Origin of the sequence: Roseateles sp. (genome assembly GCF_036486225.1) — a bacterium.
Taxonomy (GTDB): Bacteria; Pseudomonadota; Gammaproteobacteria; order Burkholderiales; family Burkholderiaceae_C; genus Roseateles.
On the sequence record NZ_DASVNZ010000113.1, the window covers coordinates 1 to 17001 of the forward strand.

17 protein-coding genes and 1 pseudogene are annotated in these 17001 nt (G+C 69.8%); 14 read left to right on the forward strand and 4 right to left on the reverse strand.

Annotated features, from left to right (window positions below; genetic code table 11):
* Window positions 1-1766: DUF748 domain-containing protein (locus tag VF536_RS08030; protein ID WP_331614300.1), on the reverse strand; the 1766-nt coding region annotated here is incomplete at its 3' end.
* Window positions 1767-1854: 88 nt separating this feature from the next.
* Here VF536_RS08030 and VF536_RS08035 point away from each other — a divergent pair.
* Window positions 1855-2622: a YdcF family protein gene (locus VF536_RS08035; RefSeq protein ID WP_331614301.1), complete on the forward strand. Its 768-nt coding sequence runs from the start codon at window positions 1855-1857 to the stop codon at window positions 2620-2622.
* A gap of 221 nt (window positions 2623-2843) precedes the next feature.
* On the opposite strand, the gene VF536_RS08040 is transcribed toward VF536_RS08035, so the two are convergent.
* Window positions 2844-4397 (reverse strand): UbiD family decarboxylase domain-containing protein, encoded by a 1554-nt coding sequence (locus VF536_RS08040; RefSeq protein ID WP_331614302.1) that lies wholly within the window; start codon window positions 4395-4397, stop codon window positions 2844-2846.
* Between the two features lie 307 nt (window positions 4398-4704).
* Between VF536_RS08040 and VF536_RS08045 the strand changes: the two genes are divergently transcribed.
* The 12 genes from VF536_RS08045 (at window position 4705) to nusB (ending at window position 14653) form a co-directional block, all read left to right on the forward strand.
* On the forward strand, window positions 4705-5556 hold the full coding sequence (locus VF536_RS08045) for a transglycosylase SLT domain-containing protein (protein WP_331614303.1): 852 nt from the start codon (window positions 4705-4707) through the stop codon (window positions 5554-5556).
* A 378-nt stretch (window positions 5557-5934) separates the two neighbouring features.
* Window positions 5935-7185: a serine hydroxymethyltransferase gene (glyA, locus tag VF536_RS08050; RefSeq protein ID WP_331614304.1), complete on the forward strand. Its 1251-nt coding sequence runs from the start codon at window positions 5935-5937 to the stop codon at window positions 7183-7185.
* Window positions 7186-7201: 16 nt separating this feature from the next.
* Entirely contained in the window at window positions 7202-7645 is a 444-nt protein-coding gene (gene nrdR / locus VF536_RS08055) for a transcriptional regulator NrdR (RefSeq protein ID WP_067271194.1), read from the forward strand.
* A 194-nt stretch (window positions 7646-7839) separates the two neighbouring features.
* Entirely contained in the window at window positions 7840-8478 is a 639-nt protein-coding gene (locus tag VF536_RS08060) for a GspH/FimT family pseudopilin (protein WP_331614305.1), read from the forward strand.
* Between the two features lie 20 nt (window positions 8479-8498).
* Entirely contained in the window at window positions 8499-8933 is a 435-nt protein-coding gene (locus VF536_RS08065) for a type IV pilin protein (RefSeq protein WP_331614306.1), read from the forward strand.
* Between the two features lie 13 nt (window positions 8934-8946).
* The gene (locus tag VF536_RS08070; protein WP_331614307.1) at window positions 8947-9672 is read left to right on the forward strand and encodes a prepilin-type N-terminal cleavage/methylation domain-containing protein; all 726 of its coding nucleotides are present in this window, start codon (window positions 8947-8949) and stop codon (window positions 9670-9672) included.
* Window positions 9669-10793: a hypothetical protein gene (locus VF536_RS08075; RefSeq protein WP_331614309.1), complete on the forward strand. Its 1125-nt coding sequence runs from the start codon at window positions 9669-9671 to the stop codon at window positions 10791-10793. Before VF536_RS08070 ends, VF536_RS08075 begins: the two co-directional genes overlap by 4 nt.
* Window positions 10794-10825: 32 nt before the next feature.
* A complete protein-coding gene (locus VF536_RS08080) occupies window positions 10826-11281 on the forward strand; it encodes a type IV pilus modification PilV family protein (protein WP_331614310.1) in 456 nt (151 codons plus the stop codon).
* Window positions 11282-11399: 118 nt separating this feature from the next.
* Complete coding sequence (gene ribD / locus VF536_RS08085) at window positions 11400-12494, forward strand: bifunctional diaminohydroxyphosphoribosylaminopyrimidine deaminase/5-amino-6-(5-phosphoribosylamino)uracil reductase RibD (RefSeq protein ID WP_331614317.1); 1095 nt, start codon at window positions 11400-11402, stop codon at window positions 12492-12494.
* Window positions 12495-12550: 56 nt separating this feature from the next.
* Complete coding sequence (gene ribBA / locus VF536_RS08090) at window positions 12551-13663, forward strand: bifunctional 3,4-dihydroxy-2-butanone-4-phosphate synthase/GTP cyclohydrolase II (RefSeq protein WP_331614311.1); 1113 nt, start codon at window positions 12551-12553, stop codon at window positions 13661-13663.
* A 7-nt stretch (window positions 13664-13670) separates the two neighbouring features.
* Window positions 13671-14135: a 6,7-dimethyl-8-ribityllumazine synthase gene (ribH, locus tag VF536_RS08095; RefSeq protein WP_331614312.1), complete on the forward strand. Its 465-nt coding sequence runs from the start codon at window positions 13671-13673 to the stop codon at window positions 14133-14135.
* On the forward strand, window positions 14132-14653 hold the full coding sequence (gene nusB / locus VF536_RS08100) for a transcription antitermination factor NusB (protein WP_331614314.1): 522 nt from the start codon (window positions 14132-14134) through the stop codon (window positions 14651-14653). The genes ribH and nusB overlap by 4 nt, the downstream gene beginning before the upstream one ends.
* 69 nt (window positions 14654-14722) lie before the next feature.
* Here the strand turns inward: nusB and VF536_RS08105 are convergent, their stop codons facing one another.
* Window positions 14723-15190: a hypothetical protein gene (locus VF536_RS08105; RefSeq protein ID WP_331614315.1), complete on the reverse strand. Its 468-nt coding sequence runs from the start codon at window positions 15188-15190 to the stop codon at window positions 14723-14725.
* 121 nt (window positions 15191-15311) lie between these two features.
* The gene (locus tag VF536_RS08110; protein WP_331614316.1) at window positions 15312-16766 is read right to left on the reverse strand and encodes an MFS transporter; all 1455 of its coding nucleotides are present in this window, start codon (window positions 16764-16766) and stop codon (window positions 15312-15314) included.
* Between the two features lie 130 nt (window positions 16767-16896).
* Here VF536_RS08110 and VF536_RS08115 point away from each other — a divergent pair.
* Window positions 16897-17001, forward strand: a pseudogene (locus VF536_RS08115) (LysR family transcriptional regulator); the annotation flags it as partial.

The window sequence follows — 17001 nt, forward strand, 5'->3', positions numbered from 1 at the left end:
GTGGTCGAAGTTCCCGTCCAGGCGTCCCAACTCCACTTGCCGGCCTTGTCGCGGCCCAGTTGCGCCTTCGGCGCCACCAGCGCCAGGCGACCGGCGATCAGCTTGCGACTGTCCAGCGCCAGTTCCGCCTGGTCGAGGCTCAACTGCTTCAGCGCCAGCACCGGCTTCTTGCCGTCGGCCAGCTGCACGTCATCGAGACTGAGCGCCTTCAGCGACAGCCGGAGGTCCTCGCCCGCCGGCCCCGCGCGCACGGCGCCCTGCGTCGCGAAACTGCCCTGCACGGACAGCGGCGTCGCCGCCTTCAGATACGGCGCCAAGCCGTCCAGCGCGAGGTCCTTCAAGGCCCAGTCGAGCACGATGCCCGCCGCACCGACCGCCCCCTTGCCGCTGAACGCGGCCGGGGTCTTCGCGCCTTCGGGCGACAGCGTCGCGGCAATCTCCACGGGCGCGGCCTTCGCGGCCAACGGCCAGTTGAGTCCGCTGCCCTTGAGGATCAGGCCGTCGATGTTCCACCGGGCGGCCGGCCGGAGCGTCTCGTCGGTCCAGCCGATGCGGCCGTCCTCCAGCGCGAGTTGCTGAACGCCGACGCGCCACGGGGCCGCGCCCTTGGCCGGCGTCTTCGCGGCCTCGGAGGACGCGGCCTTCGGTGCCGCGGCGACCGTGCTGGACGCCGGTGCCGATGTCGATGTCGGCGCCGCCTTCGCCGCCGGCATCTCCGGCAGCCACAGACGCCCTTGCGCGTCCCGGCCCATCAGCAGCTCCGGCTGCTTCAGGCTGACCGCGCCCAGCAGCACCTGCCGCTTCAATGGCTGCACATCCGCCAGGTCGACGGTCAGCGCCTGCCAGCGCAGCCAGTCCTCCCAGCCGCCCTCCGACTCGCCGGCCGCGCGCCGCTGCAGCGACAGCTCGCGCACCGAAGCCCGTCCGCTGACCTTGACCTCCGGCTGCTGCTGGGGCGGCTGCTTGAAGTCCAGCGTCAGCTGCGAGTCGACCAGGCCCTTGGCCAGTCGCATCGGCAGTTCCTTCGGCCAGTACGCGCGGTAGGCCGACAGGTCCAGCGCGTCGAGCTTCACCATCATGCTCGCGCTGCGGGTGTCCGCGAACGGCTGCGCCTGGCCCTCGCTCTGGAAACCGACGCCGTTCAGGCGCCCGGACAGCCGCGGCTGCACATGGACTTCGACGTCCGCGTCCAAGGTCGACAGGAACGGGATGCCCAGGTGGAGCGCCTGGAGCTCATGGACCATCCCGACCGTGCGGTCGTCCAGGCGGAACTCGCCGTCGCTCAGTTCGATGTTGTAGAGCGCCGCCTCGGCGGGCCCGTCGTCGGGCGTGGGCGCCGCCTTGGGCGCAGCGGCCAGCCGCGCGACGATGTCGTCCAGATCGGTCTTGCCGTCGGGCAGCAGCGCGACGCGCACCCGCGGCGACTCCACCGTCAGCGACGACAGCACCGGCGCCAGGTGCCACAACGAACGCGGCGACAGCACCGTGCGCAGGCGCCTGACCTCGAACAGCGGCGGCGCGCCGGCGGTGGGGCCGGCGATCTTCAGCTCGTCCAGCGTGAGCGCCAGCCGCCAGGGCGTGAAACTCGCGCCGCCCAGCGTGACCGGACGTCCCAGCTGTTCCGACGCGATCCGGACGCCCGCCCGTTCGATCCACATCGGCAGCGCGATCCACGCCGCCAGCAGCAGCGCGATGACGGACAGCACCAGACCCACGAGCACGCGCAGCGCGCGCCGCGGCCAGACCGGAAGAGCAGAGAAGAACACGGGGGCAGCCGGCGAAACCCGGACGAGTCGTCAAGGAAGCTGATTATGCTGGCGGGCCTCAACACCTGACACCGATCCCCGGCTCTCGATGAACGACCTGATACACGCGGTCGCAGCGTTCCTGCTGCCGCCCACCGGCGCCTTTCCGCTGCTGCTGCTCGCCTGGTGGCTGCGGCATCGCCGCCGCTGGCTCTCCGGCGCGCTGTTCGCGACCGGCCTGATCGCCGTCTGGGTCGGCAGCACCGAGCTCGGCGCGCTGTGGCTGCAGGACCGCCTGCTGGGGACGCAGCAGGCGGTGCGGGTCGAACGCCTGAAGGAGGTTCCCGCGAAGGAAACGATGATCGTCGTGCTCGGCGGCGGCGCCCGCAAACTGATGCCGGAATACGGCGGCCCGCAGCTCAAGGCCCTGTCGATCGAGCGGCTGCGCTACGGGATCTGGCTGTCGAGACAGTCGGGCATCCCGCTGATGTTCACCGGCGGCACGCCGCGGGATGCGTCGGACGATCGCCTGACCGAAGCCGCGCTGGCCGAGCGCACCGCGGCGCAGGAATTCGGCTTCACGCTCGCGGCCAAGGAGGACCGCGCCACCGACACGCGTGAGAACGCCCAGTTCACCGCCGAGATGCTGCGCGGGCGGTCGATCCGGCGCGTCGTGCTGGTCACGCACGACGTCCACATGCGCCGCGCGATGCGCGCGTTCCGCGAGGCGCTGCCGCCGGAGGTGGAGGTGATCCCCGCGCCGCTCGGCCTGGCGCTGCCCGGGTTCGAATGGCGAGACCTGCTACCTTCGCAGGAAGGCATCTCGCGGGCGCGTTACCTGGGCTACGAATGGTTGGGTTACGTCGGCGGCCATTGACCGCGCCTCATTGACGGCGCCCCAAAGAGAAACCCCCTCCGCGCCGGGCGTGCCGGACGAGGAAGGGGTGGGCGGACCAGCCGCCTTTGGGGCTCCGCGGCGAATTGCCGCAGGGCTCCTGGCGCGCAGAGACTGCGCCAGTTGAAGTGCCGAAAAGGCCCAATGACATTAGGTCGGTGCGATGGCCCTTTCAAGCAGCCATCCCCAGAACCCGTAGTTTCCTAGCCCCCGAACAAACGCTGATAGAGATCCGCCGCACGGGCTTTCTGCTCGGCCGGCATCTCGATCACCCGGCCCCATTCCCGCGGCGTCTCGCCCGGCCACTTGTTGGTCGCGTCCAGGCCCATCTTCCCGCCCAGCCCGCTGATCGGCGAGGCGAAATCCAGGTAGTCGATCGGCGTGCCCTCGACCAGCGTCGTGTCCCGCACCGGGTCCATGCGCGTCGTGATCGCCCAGATCACGTCCTGCCAGCTGCGGATGTCCACGTCCTCGTCCACGATCACGATGAACTTCGTGTACATGAACTGGCGCAGGTAGCTCCACAGGCCGAACATCAGCCGCTTGGCGTGCCCCGGATAGGCCTTCTTGATCGAGATCACGGCCATCCGGTAGCTGCAGCCCTCCGGCGGCAGATAGAAGTCGACGATCTCCGGGAACTGCTTCTGGAGGATGGGGACGAACACCTCGTTCAGCGCCACGCCCAGGACCGCCGGCTCGTCGGGCGGCTTGCCGGTGTAAGTCGAGTGGTAGATCGCGCCGTCGCGCTGCGTGATCCGGTTGACCTCGAAGACGGGGAACCAGTCCTGCTCGTTGTAATAGCCGGTGTGGTCGCCGTACGGGCCTTCCAGCGCGTGGAGGTAGCCGCCCTTCTCCTTCAGCGGGATGCCGTCCTCGCTGTGGCCGGTGAAGCCCGGCGCGGCGGGCGGGATGTGGCCCTCGAGCACGATCTCCGCCGTCGCCGGCACCTGCAGCATGCGGCCGGCCTCGCCGACGTTGGTGTCGGCGACCTCGGTCCTCGAACCGCGCAGCAGGCCGGCGAACTGGTATTCGGACAGGGTGTCCGGCACCGGCGTGACCGCGCCCAGCGTGGTCGCCGGATCGGCGCCCAGCGCCACGGCGATGGGGAACGGCTGTCCCGGATTCGCAATGCCGAAGTCGCGGAAATCCAGGGCACCGCCGCGATGCGCCAGCCAGCGCATGATCAGCTGCCGCTTGCCGATCAGCTGCTGTCTATAGATACCGAGGTTCTGGCGTAGCCGCGGGTTCGCGATCTTCTGCGGCCCCCGCGTCACCACCAGCCCCCAGGTCAGCAGCGGGCCGATGTCGCCGGGCCAGCAGGTCTGGATCGGCAGCCGCTTGAGGTCGACGTCGTCGCCCTCGATCACCTGCTCCTGGCAGGCCGGCCGCTTCACCAGCGACGGCTTCATGTCCCACAGGGCCTTGCCCATCTGCGCCAGCTTGCCCACGTCGCGCAGGCCGCGCGGCGGCTCCGGCTCCTTCAGCGTCGCCAGCAACTGGCCGACCTCCCTCAACTGGGTGGTCGACTCGGCGCCCATGCCCAGCGCCACCCGTCTCGGGGTGCCGAACAGGTTGGCCAGCACCGGCATGCGGTAGCCGGTCGGCTGCTCGAACAGCAGCGCCGGGCCCTCCGCCTTGAGGACGAGGTCGCTGACGGCCGTCATCTCGAGCACCGGGGACACCGGCTCGGCCACGCGGCGCAACTCGCCCATGGCCTCCAAAGCGCCCATAAAGTCACGCAGATCTCGGTACTTCATAACTCAAAGTAGTTAAGAACAAGGCCCATACGGTTGACGGGTTATTTTTGATCCATAGAATCGCGCCCTGCCCTGGCCCCCAGGGTTATCCCGGTCTTCGCTGTGGGACGCGAAACCGGTGTGCTGCCAATGGACGCTGGATCGCCCGTCTGTCGCATCAAGAGTCTGGAGCCCTCTGAGAGCCCTCCAGGCCGTCGACGACGCCCGAGCCGGCCCATTATCACCACCCCCAGGTGGGTGTTTCGCGAGTGAACGCTTCGAGCGGCTCGCCAGACAAACACCGGGTGTGGTCGGAGAAAGGAGTCGCATGACAGCGCGTTCAGACCTGCTATCCCTGCCCCGCCAGGCGCAAGCCGCCCTGGTGCTTTTCGTCAAGGACATCGGCCAGGGCCTCCTGGTCGTCAGCCACAACACGCTCGCCCTGGTGGGCTTCGCCGTCGTCGCCGTCGGGCTGGTCTTCGCCAGCCAGGCCGACCTGCGCCAGCAGCTGGAAGGCCAGGTGCTGGGCTGGCTCAACGCCCGCCACGAGGCGCGCGTCGAAGCCTCCGGCGACGTGCTCGCCCTGATGGCCGAGCCCGACGCGATCAGCCGCGCCACCGCGGTCGATCCGAAGGAACTCACCCGCCAGCAGGCGCTGGTGGCCAACTACCTGGCCCGGCGCTACCGCGTCGCGCCGGAACCGGTCAGCCGCCTGGTGAAGGAAGCCTGGGACGTGGGCCAGCGCGCCCGCGTCGAGCCGACGCTGATCCTGTCCATCATGGCGATCGAGTCCGGATTCAACCCGTTCGCCCAGAGCGCCGTCGGCGCCCAGGGCCTGATGCAGGTGATGACGCGCGTCCACGACGACAAGTACGAGGCCTTCGGCGGCAACTTCGCCGCCTTCGACCCGGTCACCAACCTGCGCGTCGGCGTGCAGGTGCTGAAGGAGTGCATCCAGCGCGCCGGCAGCCTCGAGGAAGGCCTGCGCCGTTACGTCGGCGCCGCCAACCTGCCCGACGACACCGGCTACGCCTCGCGCGTGCTGGCCGAGCAGGACCTGCTGAAGGCCGTCGCCCAGGGCCGCAATGTCAGCCCGTCGGCACCGCGTCCGGTCCGCGAGCCGGCGTCCGCGCCGGCCCCGACCGGCGAACAGGTCGCGATGACCGCCGTGATGCACTGATCGCGCGCCCTTCACGCACCTTTGAGAACGGGTTCCCATCGGAACCCGTTCTTCATTGGGCGAAGCCTTCGCCCCACGCCCTGGGGAACAATGTCACGAGTTGGCCGGCGCCCCGAGCCGGTGCGGCTACACTGCGGACTTCGCGCAACTGGCGATCAGGGCGCCCTGCCCGGAGACGATCCTGTCTCCGCACAGGCGTCGCCCGAGGTGGGCCACCACCGGGAAGCGCGAACGGCCGGGGACATCCCCGGCTGTCCGTGCCGTTCGCCTGGGCCGCCGTCGTTCCGACATCCGTCGCCGCCTCGCCGTCATCCTTGACCCGCGACCGCGACTATGCGTTGCCGGGCGGGCGGCGCCAACCCTTGAGCCGACATCATCATGTTTGACCGCACCCAACAGACCCTCGCCACCGTCGATGCCGAAGTCTTCGCCGCCATCCAGCAGGAGACCCGGCGCCAGGAAGACCACATCGAGCTGATCGCCTCGGAGAACTACACCTCTCCGGCGGTGATGGAAGCCCAGGGCAGCCAGCTGACCAACAAGTACGCCGAGGGCTATCCCGGCAAGCGCTATTACGGCGGCTGCGAATACGTGGACATCGTCGAGCAGCTGGCGATCGACCGCCTGAAGCAGCTCTACGGCGCCGAGTTCGCCAACGTGCAGCCCAACAGCGGCTCGCAGGCCAACCAGGGCGTGTTCTCCGCGCTGCTGCTGCCCGGCGACACGATCATGGGCATGAGCCTGGCCGAAGGCGGTCATCTGACCCACGGCATGGCGCTGAACATGAGCGGCAAGTGGTTCAACGTCATCTCCTACGGCCTGGACGCCAACGAAGCCATCGACTACGACGCGATGGAAGCGCTGGCGCGCGAGAAGAAGCCCAAGCTGATCATCGCGGGCGCGTCGGCGTACTCGCTGCGCATCGACTTCGAGCGCTTCGGCAAGATCGCCAAGGAGATCGGCGCCTACTTCATGGTCGACATGGCGCACTACGCCGGCCTGATCGCCGCGGGCGTCTACCCGAACCCACTGCCGCATGCCGACGTCGTGACCTCCACGACGCACAAGAGCCTGCGCGGCCCGCGCGGCGGCATCATCCTGACCAACGACGAAGCGATCGCCAAGAAGATCAACTCGGCGATCTTCCCCGGCATCCAGGGCGGCCCGCTGATGCACGTGATCGCCGGCAAGGCGGTGGCCTTCAAGGAAGCGCTGACGCCCGAGTTCAAGGCCTACCAGCAGCAAGTCGTCGCCAACGCCAAGGTGCTGGCCGACACGCTGATCGAGCGCGGTCTGCGCATCGTCTCCGGCGGTACGGAAAGCCACGTGATGCTGGTGGACCTGCGTCCGAAGAACCTGACCGGCAAGGAAGCCGAGGCCATCCTGGGCGCCGCCCACATGACCTGCAACAAGAACGGCATCCCGAACGACCCGCAGAAGCCGATGGTGACCAGCGGCGTCCGCCTGGGCACGCCGGCGATGACCACGCGCGGCTTCAAGGAGGAGCAGGTCCGCAAGACCGCCCACCTGATCGCCGACGTGCTGGACAACCCGCACGACGAGGCCAACCTGGCCCGCGTGCGCGAGCAGGTGGCCGAACTGACGCGTCAGTTCCCGGTCTACCGCTGAAGCGGGTCCGCGGCGCATGCGATGCCCGTTCTGCGGTCACGGCGACACGCAAGTGTCGGAGACCCGGGAGTCCGACGAAGGCGACGTGGTCCGTCGCCGCCGTCGCTGCCAGTCCTGTGACAAGCGCTTCACGACCTACGAGCGCGCGGACATCGCGCTGCCGATGGTCGTGAAGAAGGACGGCACGCGCGCCGAGTTCGACATGGGCAAGCTGCGCGCGTCGATGACGCTGGCGCTGCGCAAGCGGCCGGTGAGCATCGAGCAGATCGACGCGGCGCTGGAGCGCATCCAGGAGAAGCTGCTCAGCACGGGCGTGCGCGAGATCCCGTCGACCAAGCTGGGCGAGCACGTGATGCGCGAACTCAAGCGCATCGACAAGGTCGCGTACGTGCGCTTCGCATCGGTGTACCGCTCGTTCGAGGACGTCGACGAGTTCCGGCAGTTGATCCGCGACATCTGAGTTCGCGCGGCGCAGAGCGCCAGGGTGCGGGGCGTCTGTGGGGCTCACGCGGCCTTCACGGTCATTTCAGGCGCATCCCCCATCTCTCCCCCAAAAGCCGGCCCCCTTCAGCGGGCCGGCGTTTCCCTCCTGAAGGCGAAGCGGAACGCAAGCCATCTCCCTAGAGTTCTCAGCAACTCTTCGGGAGATCCTCCTTGCCGCCCTCCACTTCTCCAGCCTCTCCGATCTCTGCAGCCTTTCCAGGCTCTGCACACCCTCCAGGCGTCCACCCGGCCTCCCGCCGTGCCCGGGCGTCCGCGCGCGGCCTCAGCCTCATCGAGGCGATGGTCAGCATCGCGCTGGTGGCGCTCGTGGCGACGCTCGCGGGTCCCGACCTGCGCGACTGGCTCTGGCGCCAGCGCCTCGCCAATGCCGCGCAAGCGGTGCTCGGCGACCTGCAACTCGCCCGCAGCGAAGCGATCCAGGGCGCCCGCAATGTGATCCTGCGATTCGGTGGCGATGAGTCCGCCGTCGCCGGCAGCGGGCGCTGCTATGTGCTGCACACCGGCACCGCCGGCGGCTGCGACTGCCACGTGGACGCGCCGCCCACCTGCCGCGCCGACGCCCAGGCCATCAAGCAGGTGCGCTGGGTGCGCGAGCGCGGGCAGGCGGAGGTCACCGCCAACGTGCCCTCGATGCTGTTCAGCGGACGCCAGGGGACCGTGTCGGTCAGCGGCACGATCGATGTGCGCCTGACCGGCATCGGCTCAGTCCACCACATCGTCAGCATCACCGGCCGCGTGCGCAGCTGCACGCCCGATGGCGCATTGAACCGCCTGCCGAGGTGCGCATGACATCGCGCATGACATCGCGCATGACAAGGTTCGGGATCCAGCGCCGCGGCTTCTCGCTGATCGAGGTCCTCACCGTGCTCGCGATCGTGGCGGTGGTGGGCGCGCTGGCGCTGCCCGGCTTCCGGGACCAGGTCCTCCAGGGCCGCCGCGCCGAGGCGCGCGAAGCCCTGCAGGCCATCCAGCTCGCGCAGGAACGTTTCCGCTCGCGCAGTCCCCGCTACGCCGACCGCCTGGAGGACCTGGGGCAACCCGCGACGACGAAGGGCGGACTCTATCGGCTGCGCATTGCCCAGGCCGATGCCACGCGTTACCAGGCCGAGGCCGTTGCGCAAGGCGCGCAGTCCGCCGACCGCCGGTGCCGGGTGCTGACGCTCCGGCTGGAGCTCGGGACCACCTCCACGACGGGGTTCGACGACCACGGTGCCGAGCAGGTCCAGGCCTGCTGGCCGCAATGAGGGAGAAGGCCCCATGAAACGCACGCTCCACTTGCGCACGGGCCGCGGCCTTCCGGCGGGCTTTCCGAAAGCCTTCCGACAAAGGTCCACACGAGGCTTCACGCTGATCGAGTTCATGATCGGCCTGACGATCGGACTCCTGCTGCTGGCAGGCGCCTTGTCGATGGCCGGCATCCAGCTCGGCGAGCACCGCCGGCTGATGCTGGAACTGCAGGTCCAGCAGGAACTGCGCGCCACGGCCGAGCTCATCCTGCGCGACCTCCGGCGCGCGGCGTTCTGGGACAGGGCGCAGGACGGGGTCTGGCAGGACGACCCGGACACGCCGGTCCGCAATCCCTACACGGATCTCACCGTCGAGGACTCGGGACGCCGCGTGAGCTACAGCTTCGCCCGGGACGGGACCGCTCCCGGCGGGGCGAGCGTGCGCGAGACCTCGGGCTTGCGGCTGAGCGATGGCCGGCTCGACCAGTTGATCGCCGGTCGCTACCAGCCCCTGACGGATCCCGATCTATTGCGCGTGCGCCAGCTCCAGGTGCAGTTGGCATCGCAGGGCCACCCCTTGGGCGATGCCTGCGCCACGGCCTGTCTCTCCGCCGCGTCGGGCTGCGCACCGACCCTGTCCACGCGACTGGTGACGCTGACCGTCGAGGCCGAGGCCGTGCACGATCCGCGCGTCAGCCACCGCCTCGAACTGATCAGCCAGTTGCACAACCACGCGATGTCTGGAGATTGCCCATGAGTCGGCGCAAGCAACGAGGCAAGCAACGAGGACTGGGCACGCTGGCGATGTGCGTCGTGCTGCTGGGCGTGCTCGCGCTCGGGGCCGCGTGGGCGGCGCGGCAGCTGGTGACGGCGCAGCGTGTGGCGGCCAACGACCTCCGGGCGGCTGCAGCCGCGGAAGCCGCCGAATCCGGCACAGCCTGGGCGGTCGCCATGCTCAACGGCGGCGCCATCGACGAGGCCTGCCGGCCCGCGACCGTGCGAGCGGTGGCTGGCGTCACGACGCCGTCGGACTTCCGCAGCCGTTTCCTGCTGATCGGCGCGGACGGCCACTATCACGCGCAGGCATCGCCGCCAGCATCCGCCGCGCCGGCTGCAGCGGCTGCAGCGGCTGCTGTGCCCGCCTGTGCCAACGCCGGTCCCCTGCGATGGGCCTGCCGCTGCGCGGCCGCTGGTGAGCTCGTCTCGGGGCCTCGCGCCGATGGCCAGGCGCAGCCGCAGTTCAGCATCCGCTTCGTCGACGCGGGAGCGCCGGGGCAGTTGAAGCTCATCGTGCGCGGCTGCAGCGACCTCCGGACCGACTGCGACGACCTTTCAAGCGGGCCGATCGGTGTGGCCGAGACGGCCCAGCAACTGGCGCTGCTCAGCGCCCTGCGCCTGCCGCCGCCGTCGGCCCTGGTCGAGGGGCCGGGCAGCTTCCTCCGGGTCTTCGGTTATCCGCCGGCCCGTTACCGCGACCAGCCCGCCATCGCGCGACTGCGCTGCGCCGGCGATTGCAGCGGTCCGCTGGCCCAGGCGCTGGCGCGCGGCCGGCGCCTGATCTGGATCGACGGCGACGCGCAGTTGTCCCAATGGCCGACCTCGGCGCTCGACGGCTCGCCGCTGGTGCTGATCGTCGACGGGCGTCTGGATCTCACGGCCCCCGGCCACCCGCAAGGCGTGCTCTACGCGCGGGACGGCGTCGACTGGCATCCGCCCGCGGGCCAGTCCACCTCGCTGCGCGGGGCAGTGGTCAGCGACACCCGGGTGGACAAGGCCGGCTCGGTCGAACTGATCCACGACGCCGCGGTCCTCTATCGCATCCACCGGCAGATGGGCAGCTTCCTGCCGGTACCCGGCGGCTGGACGCCGACACGATGACGACACCGATGACGACACCGATGAAGATACCGATGAAGACATGCCGCGGCTTCACCCTCATCGAGGCGCTGGTCGCGCTCGTGCTGCTGTCGATCGGCGCGGTCGCCCTCATGACGCTGCAGGTCCGGCTGCGCGTGGCCGCCGACGAGGCGCGCCATCACGACCAGGCCCTGCGCCTCGCCCACAATGAACTCGAGCGCTGGCGCTGGCAACCGGACGCCCCCTCCCCCGCGATGTCCTGGGAAGGGCCCGACATCGAGTTCTCCATCGCGGGCGGCTCGGCGCTCGCGGCCGAGGCCCTGGGGCAAGGCGTCGCGGACACGCCGGACGCCGGGTCCGCGCCCACGCCGCTGCGCTCCGTCCGCCTGCGCGTGCAGTGGACCGATCGCACCGGCCGGTCCCAGTCGGTCACCCTGGAGAGCCTGCTCCCCCTCACCGATCCGGCCCTCTCCGGGCTGCTGCAGTTGCCCCCGGGATCGCGCCGCTAGACTCCCCGCCATGCAAGAAGTCCGTCCCCCTGTCCTGCCGCCCGATCTGCCGCCTGATCTGCCAGCGGGTCTGCCGCCCGTCCCGCCACCGGGCGCCGACCCGCGCGACGACCGCTGGATGACCGAGGCCGTGCGCCTCGCCCAGGACGCGGTCGGTCTGACCGATCCCAACCCCCGGGTCGGCTGCGTCATCGTCGACGGCCAGGATCGCGTGCTCGGCCAGGGTCACACGCAGGCCGCCGGACAGGCGCACGCCGAGATCATGGCCCTGCGCGACGCGCAGGCGCGGGGTCAGGACGTGCGCGGCGCCACCGCCTACGTGACCCTGGAGCCCTGCGCCCACCACGGCCGGACGCCGCCCTGCTGCGACGCGTTGATCGCGGCCGGCCTCGGACGGGTCGTCGTGGCGCTCGGAGACCCCAATCCGCAGGTCGCCGGTCAAGGCCTGGCACGGATGCGCGAGGCCGGCATCAGCACGGAGGTCCTGTCCCCCGACCATCCTTGCGCCGTCGAGGCCCGGGAGCTCAACATCGGTTTCCTGACCCGCATGCAGCACGGACGTCCCTTCGTGCGGCTGAAGATCGCCGCGTCCCTGGACGGGCGGACCGCGCTCTCGAACGGCGTGAGCCAGTGGATCACCGGCCCCGAGGCCCGCCGCGACGGCCACGCCTGGCGCCGCCGCGCCGGCGCGGTGCTGACCGGCATCGGCACCGCGCGCGAGGACGACCCCCGCCTGGACGTCCGCGACGTCGACACCGTGCTGCAGCCGCAACGGGTGCTGATCGATTCCCGCCTGGAGCTGTCGCCGGCCGCGCGACTGCTGGCGCCGCCCGGGCAACTGCTGATCTATCACGCCCTGGCCGAGCCGGGCGAACGCGGCGCCGCACTGGTGGCCCAGGGGGCGGAACTGGTGTCCGTCGCCGACCCGGTCAGAGGCAAGGTCGACCTGGGTGCGGCCATCCGCGACCTGGGCCGGCGCCAGGTCAACGAGCTCCACATCGAGGCCGGTTACAAGCTCAACGGTTCGCTGCTGCGGGCGGGGTTGATCGACGAACTGCTGATCTACGTGGCGCCGATGCTGCTGGGCGAAGGCCGGGGGATGGTCGACCTGGGCGGGCTGACCGCACTCGAGGGGGCCCCGCGCTTCCAGAGGGTCGACTGCCAACCCGTCGGGAACGATCTCCGACTCCGCCTGCGGCCCGTCGCCGCGTAGCGTTCAAGGAACCCCGCGCCCCGGAGGACCGGGCCGCCCCGCCTACAATCGCCCCCATGCCTATTTCACCGATTCCCGAGCTGGTCGCCGAGCTGGCGGCCGGCCGCATGGTCATCCTCGTCGACGAAGAGGACCGCGAGAACGAGGGTGACCTCGTCCTCGCCGCCGACCACGTCACGCCGGAGGCGATCAACTTCATGGCCAAGCATGGCCGTGGCCTGATCTGCCTGACCTTGACCCGAGAGCGCTGCGAGCTGCTGCAGCTGCCGCCGATGGCCACGCGCAACGGCACCAAGCACGGCACGGCCTTCACCGTCTCGATCGAGGCGACCACCGGCGGGACCACCGGCATCTCCGCCGCCGACCGCGCGCGCACCGTGCAGGCGGCGGTCGCCAAGGGCGCGGTCGCGGCCGACCTGGTGCAGCCGGGCCACATCTTCCCGCTGCAGGCGCAGGACGGCGGCGTGCTCATGCGCGCCGGTCACACCGAAGCCGGCTGCGACCTGTCGCGCATGGCCGGCCTGACGCCCGCCGGCGTGATCTGCGAGATCATGAACGACGACGGCACGATGGCCCGTCTGCCGGACCTGGAGATCTTCGCCAAGGAACACGGCCTGAAGATCGGCACCATCGCCGACCTGATCGAGTACCGCAGCCGCAACGAATCGATCGTGCAGCGCATCGCGCAGCGTCCGCTGGACACGCGCGAAGGCCGCTTCGACTGCCACGTCTTCCGCGACCGCTCGAACAACGTCCACATGGCGCTGGTGCTCGGCGAATGGCAGCCCGACCAGGAAGTGCTGGTGCGCGTGCACGAGCCTTTCTCGGCGATGGACCTGCTGGATGCCGGCCGGTGCGGCCACAGCTGGCCGCTGCCGCAGGCGCTGGCGGCGATCCAGCGCGAGGGCTCCGGCGTGGCGGTGCTGCTCAACTGCGGCGAGGACGCGGACGCGCTGCTGGCGCGGCTGCAGCCGAGCGCCTCGGAAGACACCCGCCAGACCATGGACCTGCGCACCTACGGCGTGGGCGCGCAGATCCTGCGCGAACTCGGCGTGCAGCGCATGAAGCTGCTGGGCAGCCCGCGCCGCATGCCGAGCATGACGGGCTACGGGCTGGAGGTGACCGGCTTCCAGGCTGCCCAGGTCGGTGCCAACGACAAGAATTGCTGAGGACCGCATGCAAGGATCTGACAAGGGTCAATCGACCCGACTGGACGGACGCGGCCTGCGCGTGGGCATCGTCCAGGCGCGATTCAACGACGAACTGACGACGGCGCTGGCCAAGGCCTGCCTGGGCGAGCTGGCGCGACTGGGTGTCCAGGACGCCGATATCCGCCATGTGACCGTACCGGGCGCGCTGGAAGTGCCGCTGGCCTTGCAAGCCATGGCCGAGAGCGGCAAGTTCGACGCGCTCGTGGCGCTGGGCTGCATCATCCGGGGCGAGACCTATCACTTCGAACTGGTCGCCAACGAAAGCGGTGCCGGCGTGACGCGCCTGGCGCTCGACTACCGCGTGCCGATCGCCAACGCGATCCTGACGGTCGAGAACGAGGAACAGGCCTGGGCGCGGGCCGAAGACAAGGGCCGCGATGCCGGGACCGTTGCCGTCGAGATGGCACAGCTGCTGAAAGAACTCAAGTGAACACGAACGACAACTCTCCCGCCGGCAAGCCCGCTCCCAAGAGCGGCAACACGGGCGGCAAGCCGGCCGCCAAGAAGGCGCCGGCCAAGTCGGCCCGCCGCCGCTCGCGCGAGCACGCGCTGCAAGGCATCTACCAGTGGCTGGTGACCGGCGACGACCTGGGCGTGATCGACGCGCACACGCGTGAGCAGGACGGCTTCGAGAAGGCCGACCGCGGCCACTACGACAAGCTGTTCAACGGTGCGATCGAGGAAGCGGCCGATCTGGACGCGGTGCTGGCCCGCCACGCGGACCGCAAGACGACCGAGCTGTCCCCGATCGAGCACGCGATCCTGATGATCGGCGCGTACGAGCTGAAGAACTGCATCGACATCCCGTACAAGGTCGCGATCAACGAGGCCGTCGAACTGGCCAAGTCCTTCGGCGGCACCGACGGCCACAAGTACGTCAACGGCGTGCTGGACCGCGCCGCGATCGATCTGCGTCCCGTCGAGGTCAAGTCCGTCCGCGGCAACTGATCTCCACCACGGCATGCAAAAGGCCCGGATGGCGTCAGCCTCCGGGCCTTTGTCTTTTGTCCTTTGTCATCAGGGACTGGAAGCCGGTGTCTGCACAGCGGACGCGACGACAGGTGCCGGAGCGAGATTGATCCGCGCGACCATGTTGGAACCGACCCATGCAATGCACGGCCCAATACCAGCGAGTATCAGACCGACCGCCCAGGCCGCACCCTTGTGGTAAGAGCCCTTGTGGAGCAAGGTGTCGAGCTTCTTGTTGGTCTCTTCGAAGCCTTTGTCGACTTTGGATTCGAATTTGTCGATACGGACTTCGAGCCTGTCAATGCGCTCGTCGAGTTGATCGATCCTGCCGTTCATGGCCCTGCTTTCCACCTTGAGGCCCGTGACGTCATCGCTCAGTGCGGTGATCCGTTCGACCAGATAGATGTTCAGGTGGAATCCCTGTCGATCAGAGGCGCGTGCAAGGGCCGTCTGCTTATTGACCTTGTTTCGAGACCGCCGGTACGACTGGGAATGTGGCGGATCAAGGAATGGCATTGAGAGACTCATCGATGGGTGCTTTCTGGGCTGCGGGAGGCAATCAGTCTCCATCCACTGGCGAGACCCGAATTCGACCCAGCCCCAGAAACCACACCGATTCGGTCAAGGAATGTACGCGTCACCGCGACGTCGCGCGCCCTCGCCACACGCTCACCAACCCCGCCACCAGCGCGAACATCGCGGCCATGCCCAGCCCCGCATGCGAGGCCCGTGACGCCGGCAGCCACGTGAACAGCAGCCCCATCAACAGACTGCCCAGCGTCTGACCGGTGAGGCGCGCCACGCCTTGCGCGCCGCCGGCCGCGCCGCTGCGCTCCTTGGGCGCGGACAGCAGCATGTTGCGGTTGTTGGGCGTCTGGAAGAAGCCGAATCCCAGCCCCGCCAGCGCGGTGAAGACGATCAGCGGCGGTCGCGGGTCCGCCTGCACCGGCCAGACCGCGCAGAGCGCCAGTCCCGCGGCGAGACAACCGGCGCCCGCGGCGCAGAGCCAGGCGGTCGGCAGGCGGTCGGCCATCCGACCGGACAGCGGCGCGGCCAGCATCACCGCCAGCGGCCACGGCGTCATCAGCAGGCCGGTCTCGAGCACGCTCAATCCCAGCACGTGGTGCATGTAGAACGGCAGCGCGACGTAACTCGCCATCTGTCCGGTGAAGCAGCACACCGACGCGATGATCGACATCCGGAACGACGGCGAACGCAGCAGGTCGATCGGGATCAACGGCGCCGCGCGCGGCAGTTCGCGACGGACCAGCAGCGCCCCGCAGACGACCGCGGCGACGAGCAGCGCGCCCCCTTCCAGCGGACGTGCCAGCACCTGATCGCCGCCGAGCACGAAGGCCGCGAACATGCCCGCGTTCAGGGCGACGCTGACGACGTCCAGCGGACGCCGCGTGCCGGGCGTGGCCGGCAGGCCGCGCGCGGCGATCAGCACCAGCAGGCCCACCGGCAGGTTCACCGCGAACAGCCACGGCCAGCCCGCCACCGACAGGATGGCCGCGCCGATGGCGGGACCTGCCGCCGAGGGGCCCGCGACGGCCAGCGCGTTGTAGGCGATGGCCTGACCGAGCAGCCGCTTCGGATAGGTGAAGCGCAGCAGCGCCAGGCCCAGCGGCATCACCGCCGCGCTGCCCAGGCCCTGCAGGCATCGCCCCGCCACGAGCCATCCCAACGAGGGCGCCAGCGCGCACAGCCCGGAGGCCGCGGTGAACAGCGAGACGCCCGCGACGAAGACGCGCCGGTAACCGAGCCGTTCGCCGAGCGCCGACGCGGGCAGCAGGAACATCACCACCGCCAGCTGATAGGCCGTCGCGACCCAGATCGCATCGGCGGGCGAGCTGTTCAGGGTCTGCGCGATGTTGGGCAGCGCGACGTTGGCGATCGCGCCATCGAGCACCACCAACGCGATCGCGCCCAGCAGCGCGGCGACCGCGGCGTGGCGGCGCGGCAGCGGGACGCCGTCGGTGTCGGTGCCGTGCTGGCCAGGCGCAGTCCCTGCTGAGATCGTGGCGTTCGGGGCGGCGTCAGCCTTGGCTGCGGCTGACCCGGCGGAAGAAGCGGACGGTGTGGCGGACATCGGAACGGCGGCTCGGAGGGGGATGCGTCCAGCATAGGAGCCGCCCGGCGAAGCGACCAGCGCGCGGGGCGCAGGGAGTCCCTGCACGGGACGCCATCCGCACTGCTCGCGCGCGTGCTAGCGTGCCGCGATGGCCGACGACATCGATCTCAACCTGCTCACCGCGCTCGACGCGCTGCTCGCTGAAGGCAGCGTGGCGAAGGCCGCCGAGCGCTTGCGGCTCAGCGAATCCGCG

What these genes read in the sequence shown, in the direction of transcription:
- VF536_RS08035 (WP_331614301.1), top strand. Translation starts at nt 1,855, where the DNA reads ATGAACGACCTGATACACGCGGTCGCAGCGTTCCTGCTGCCGCCCACC.
- VF536_RS08040 (WP_331614302.1), bottom strand. Translation starts at nt 4,397, where the DNA reads ATGAAGTACCGAGATCTGCGTGACTTTATGGGCGCTTTGGAGGCCATG.
- VF536_RS08045 (WP_331614303.1), top strand. Translation starts at nt 4,705, where the DNA reads ATGACAGCGCGTTCAGACCTGCTATCCCTGCCCCGCCAGGCGCAAGCC.
- glyA (WP_331614304.1), top strand. Translation starts at nt 5,935, where the DNA reads ATGTTTGACCGCACCCAACAGACCCTCGCCACCGTCGATGCCGAAGTC.
- nrdR (WP_067271194.1), top strand. Translation starts at nt 7,202, where the DNA reads ATGCGATGCCCGTTCTGCGGTCACGGCGACACGCAAGTGTCGGAGACC.
- VF536_RS08065 (WP_331614306.1), top strand. Translation starts at nt 8,499, where the DNA reads ATGACAAGGTTCGGGATCCAGCGCCGCGGCTTCTCGCTGATCGAGGTC.
- VF536_RS08070 (WP_331614307.1), top strand. Translation starts at nt 8,947, where the DNA reads ATGAAACGCACGCTCCACTTGCGCACGGGCCGCGGCCTTCCGGCGGGC.
- VF536_RS08075 (WP_331614309.1), top strand. Translation starts at nt 9,669, where the DNA reads ATGAGTCGGCGCAAGCAACGAGGCAAGCAACGAGGACTGGGCACGCTG.
- VF536_RS08080 (WP_331614310.1), top strand. Translation starts at nt 10,826, where the DNA reads ATGAAGACATGCCGCGGCTTCACCCTCATCGAGGCGCTGGTCGCGCTC.
- ribD (WP_331614317.1), top strand. Translation starts at nt 11,400, where the DNA reads ATGACCGAGGCCGTGCGCCTCGCCCAGGACGCGGTCGGTCTGACCGAT.
- ribBA (WP_331614311.1), top strand. Translation starts at nt 12,551, where the DNA reads ATGCCTATTTCACCGATTCCCGAGCTGGTCGCCGAGCTGGCGGCCGGC.
- ribH (WP_331614312.1), top strand. Translation starts at nt 13,671, where the DNA reads ATGCAAGGATCTGACAAGGGTCAATCGACCCGACTGGACGGACGCGGC.
- VF536_RS08105 (WP_331614315.1), bottom strand. Translation starts at nt 15,190, where the DNA reads ATGCCATTCCTTGATCCGCCACATTCCCAGTCGTACCGGCGGTCTCGA.
- VF536_RS08110 (WP_331614316.1), bottom strand. Translation starts at nt 16,766, where the DNA reads ATGTCCGCCACACCGTCCGCTTCTTCCGCCGGGTCAGCCGCAGCCAAG.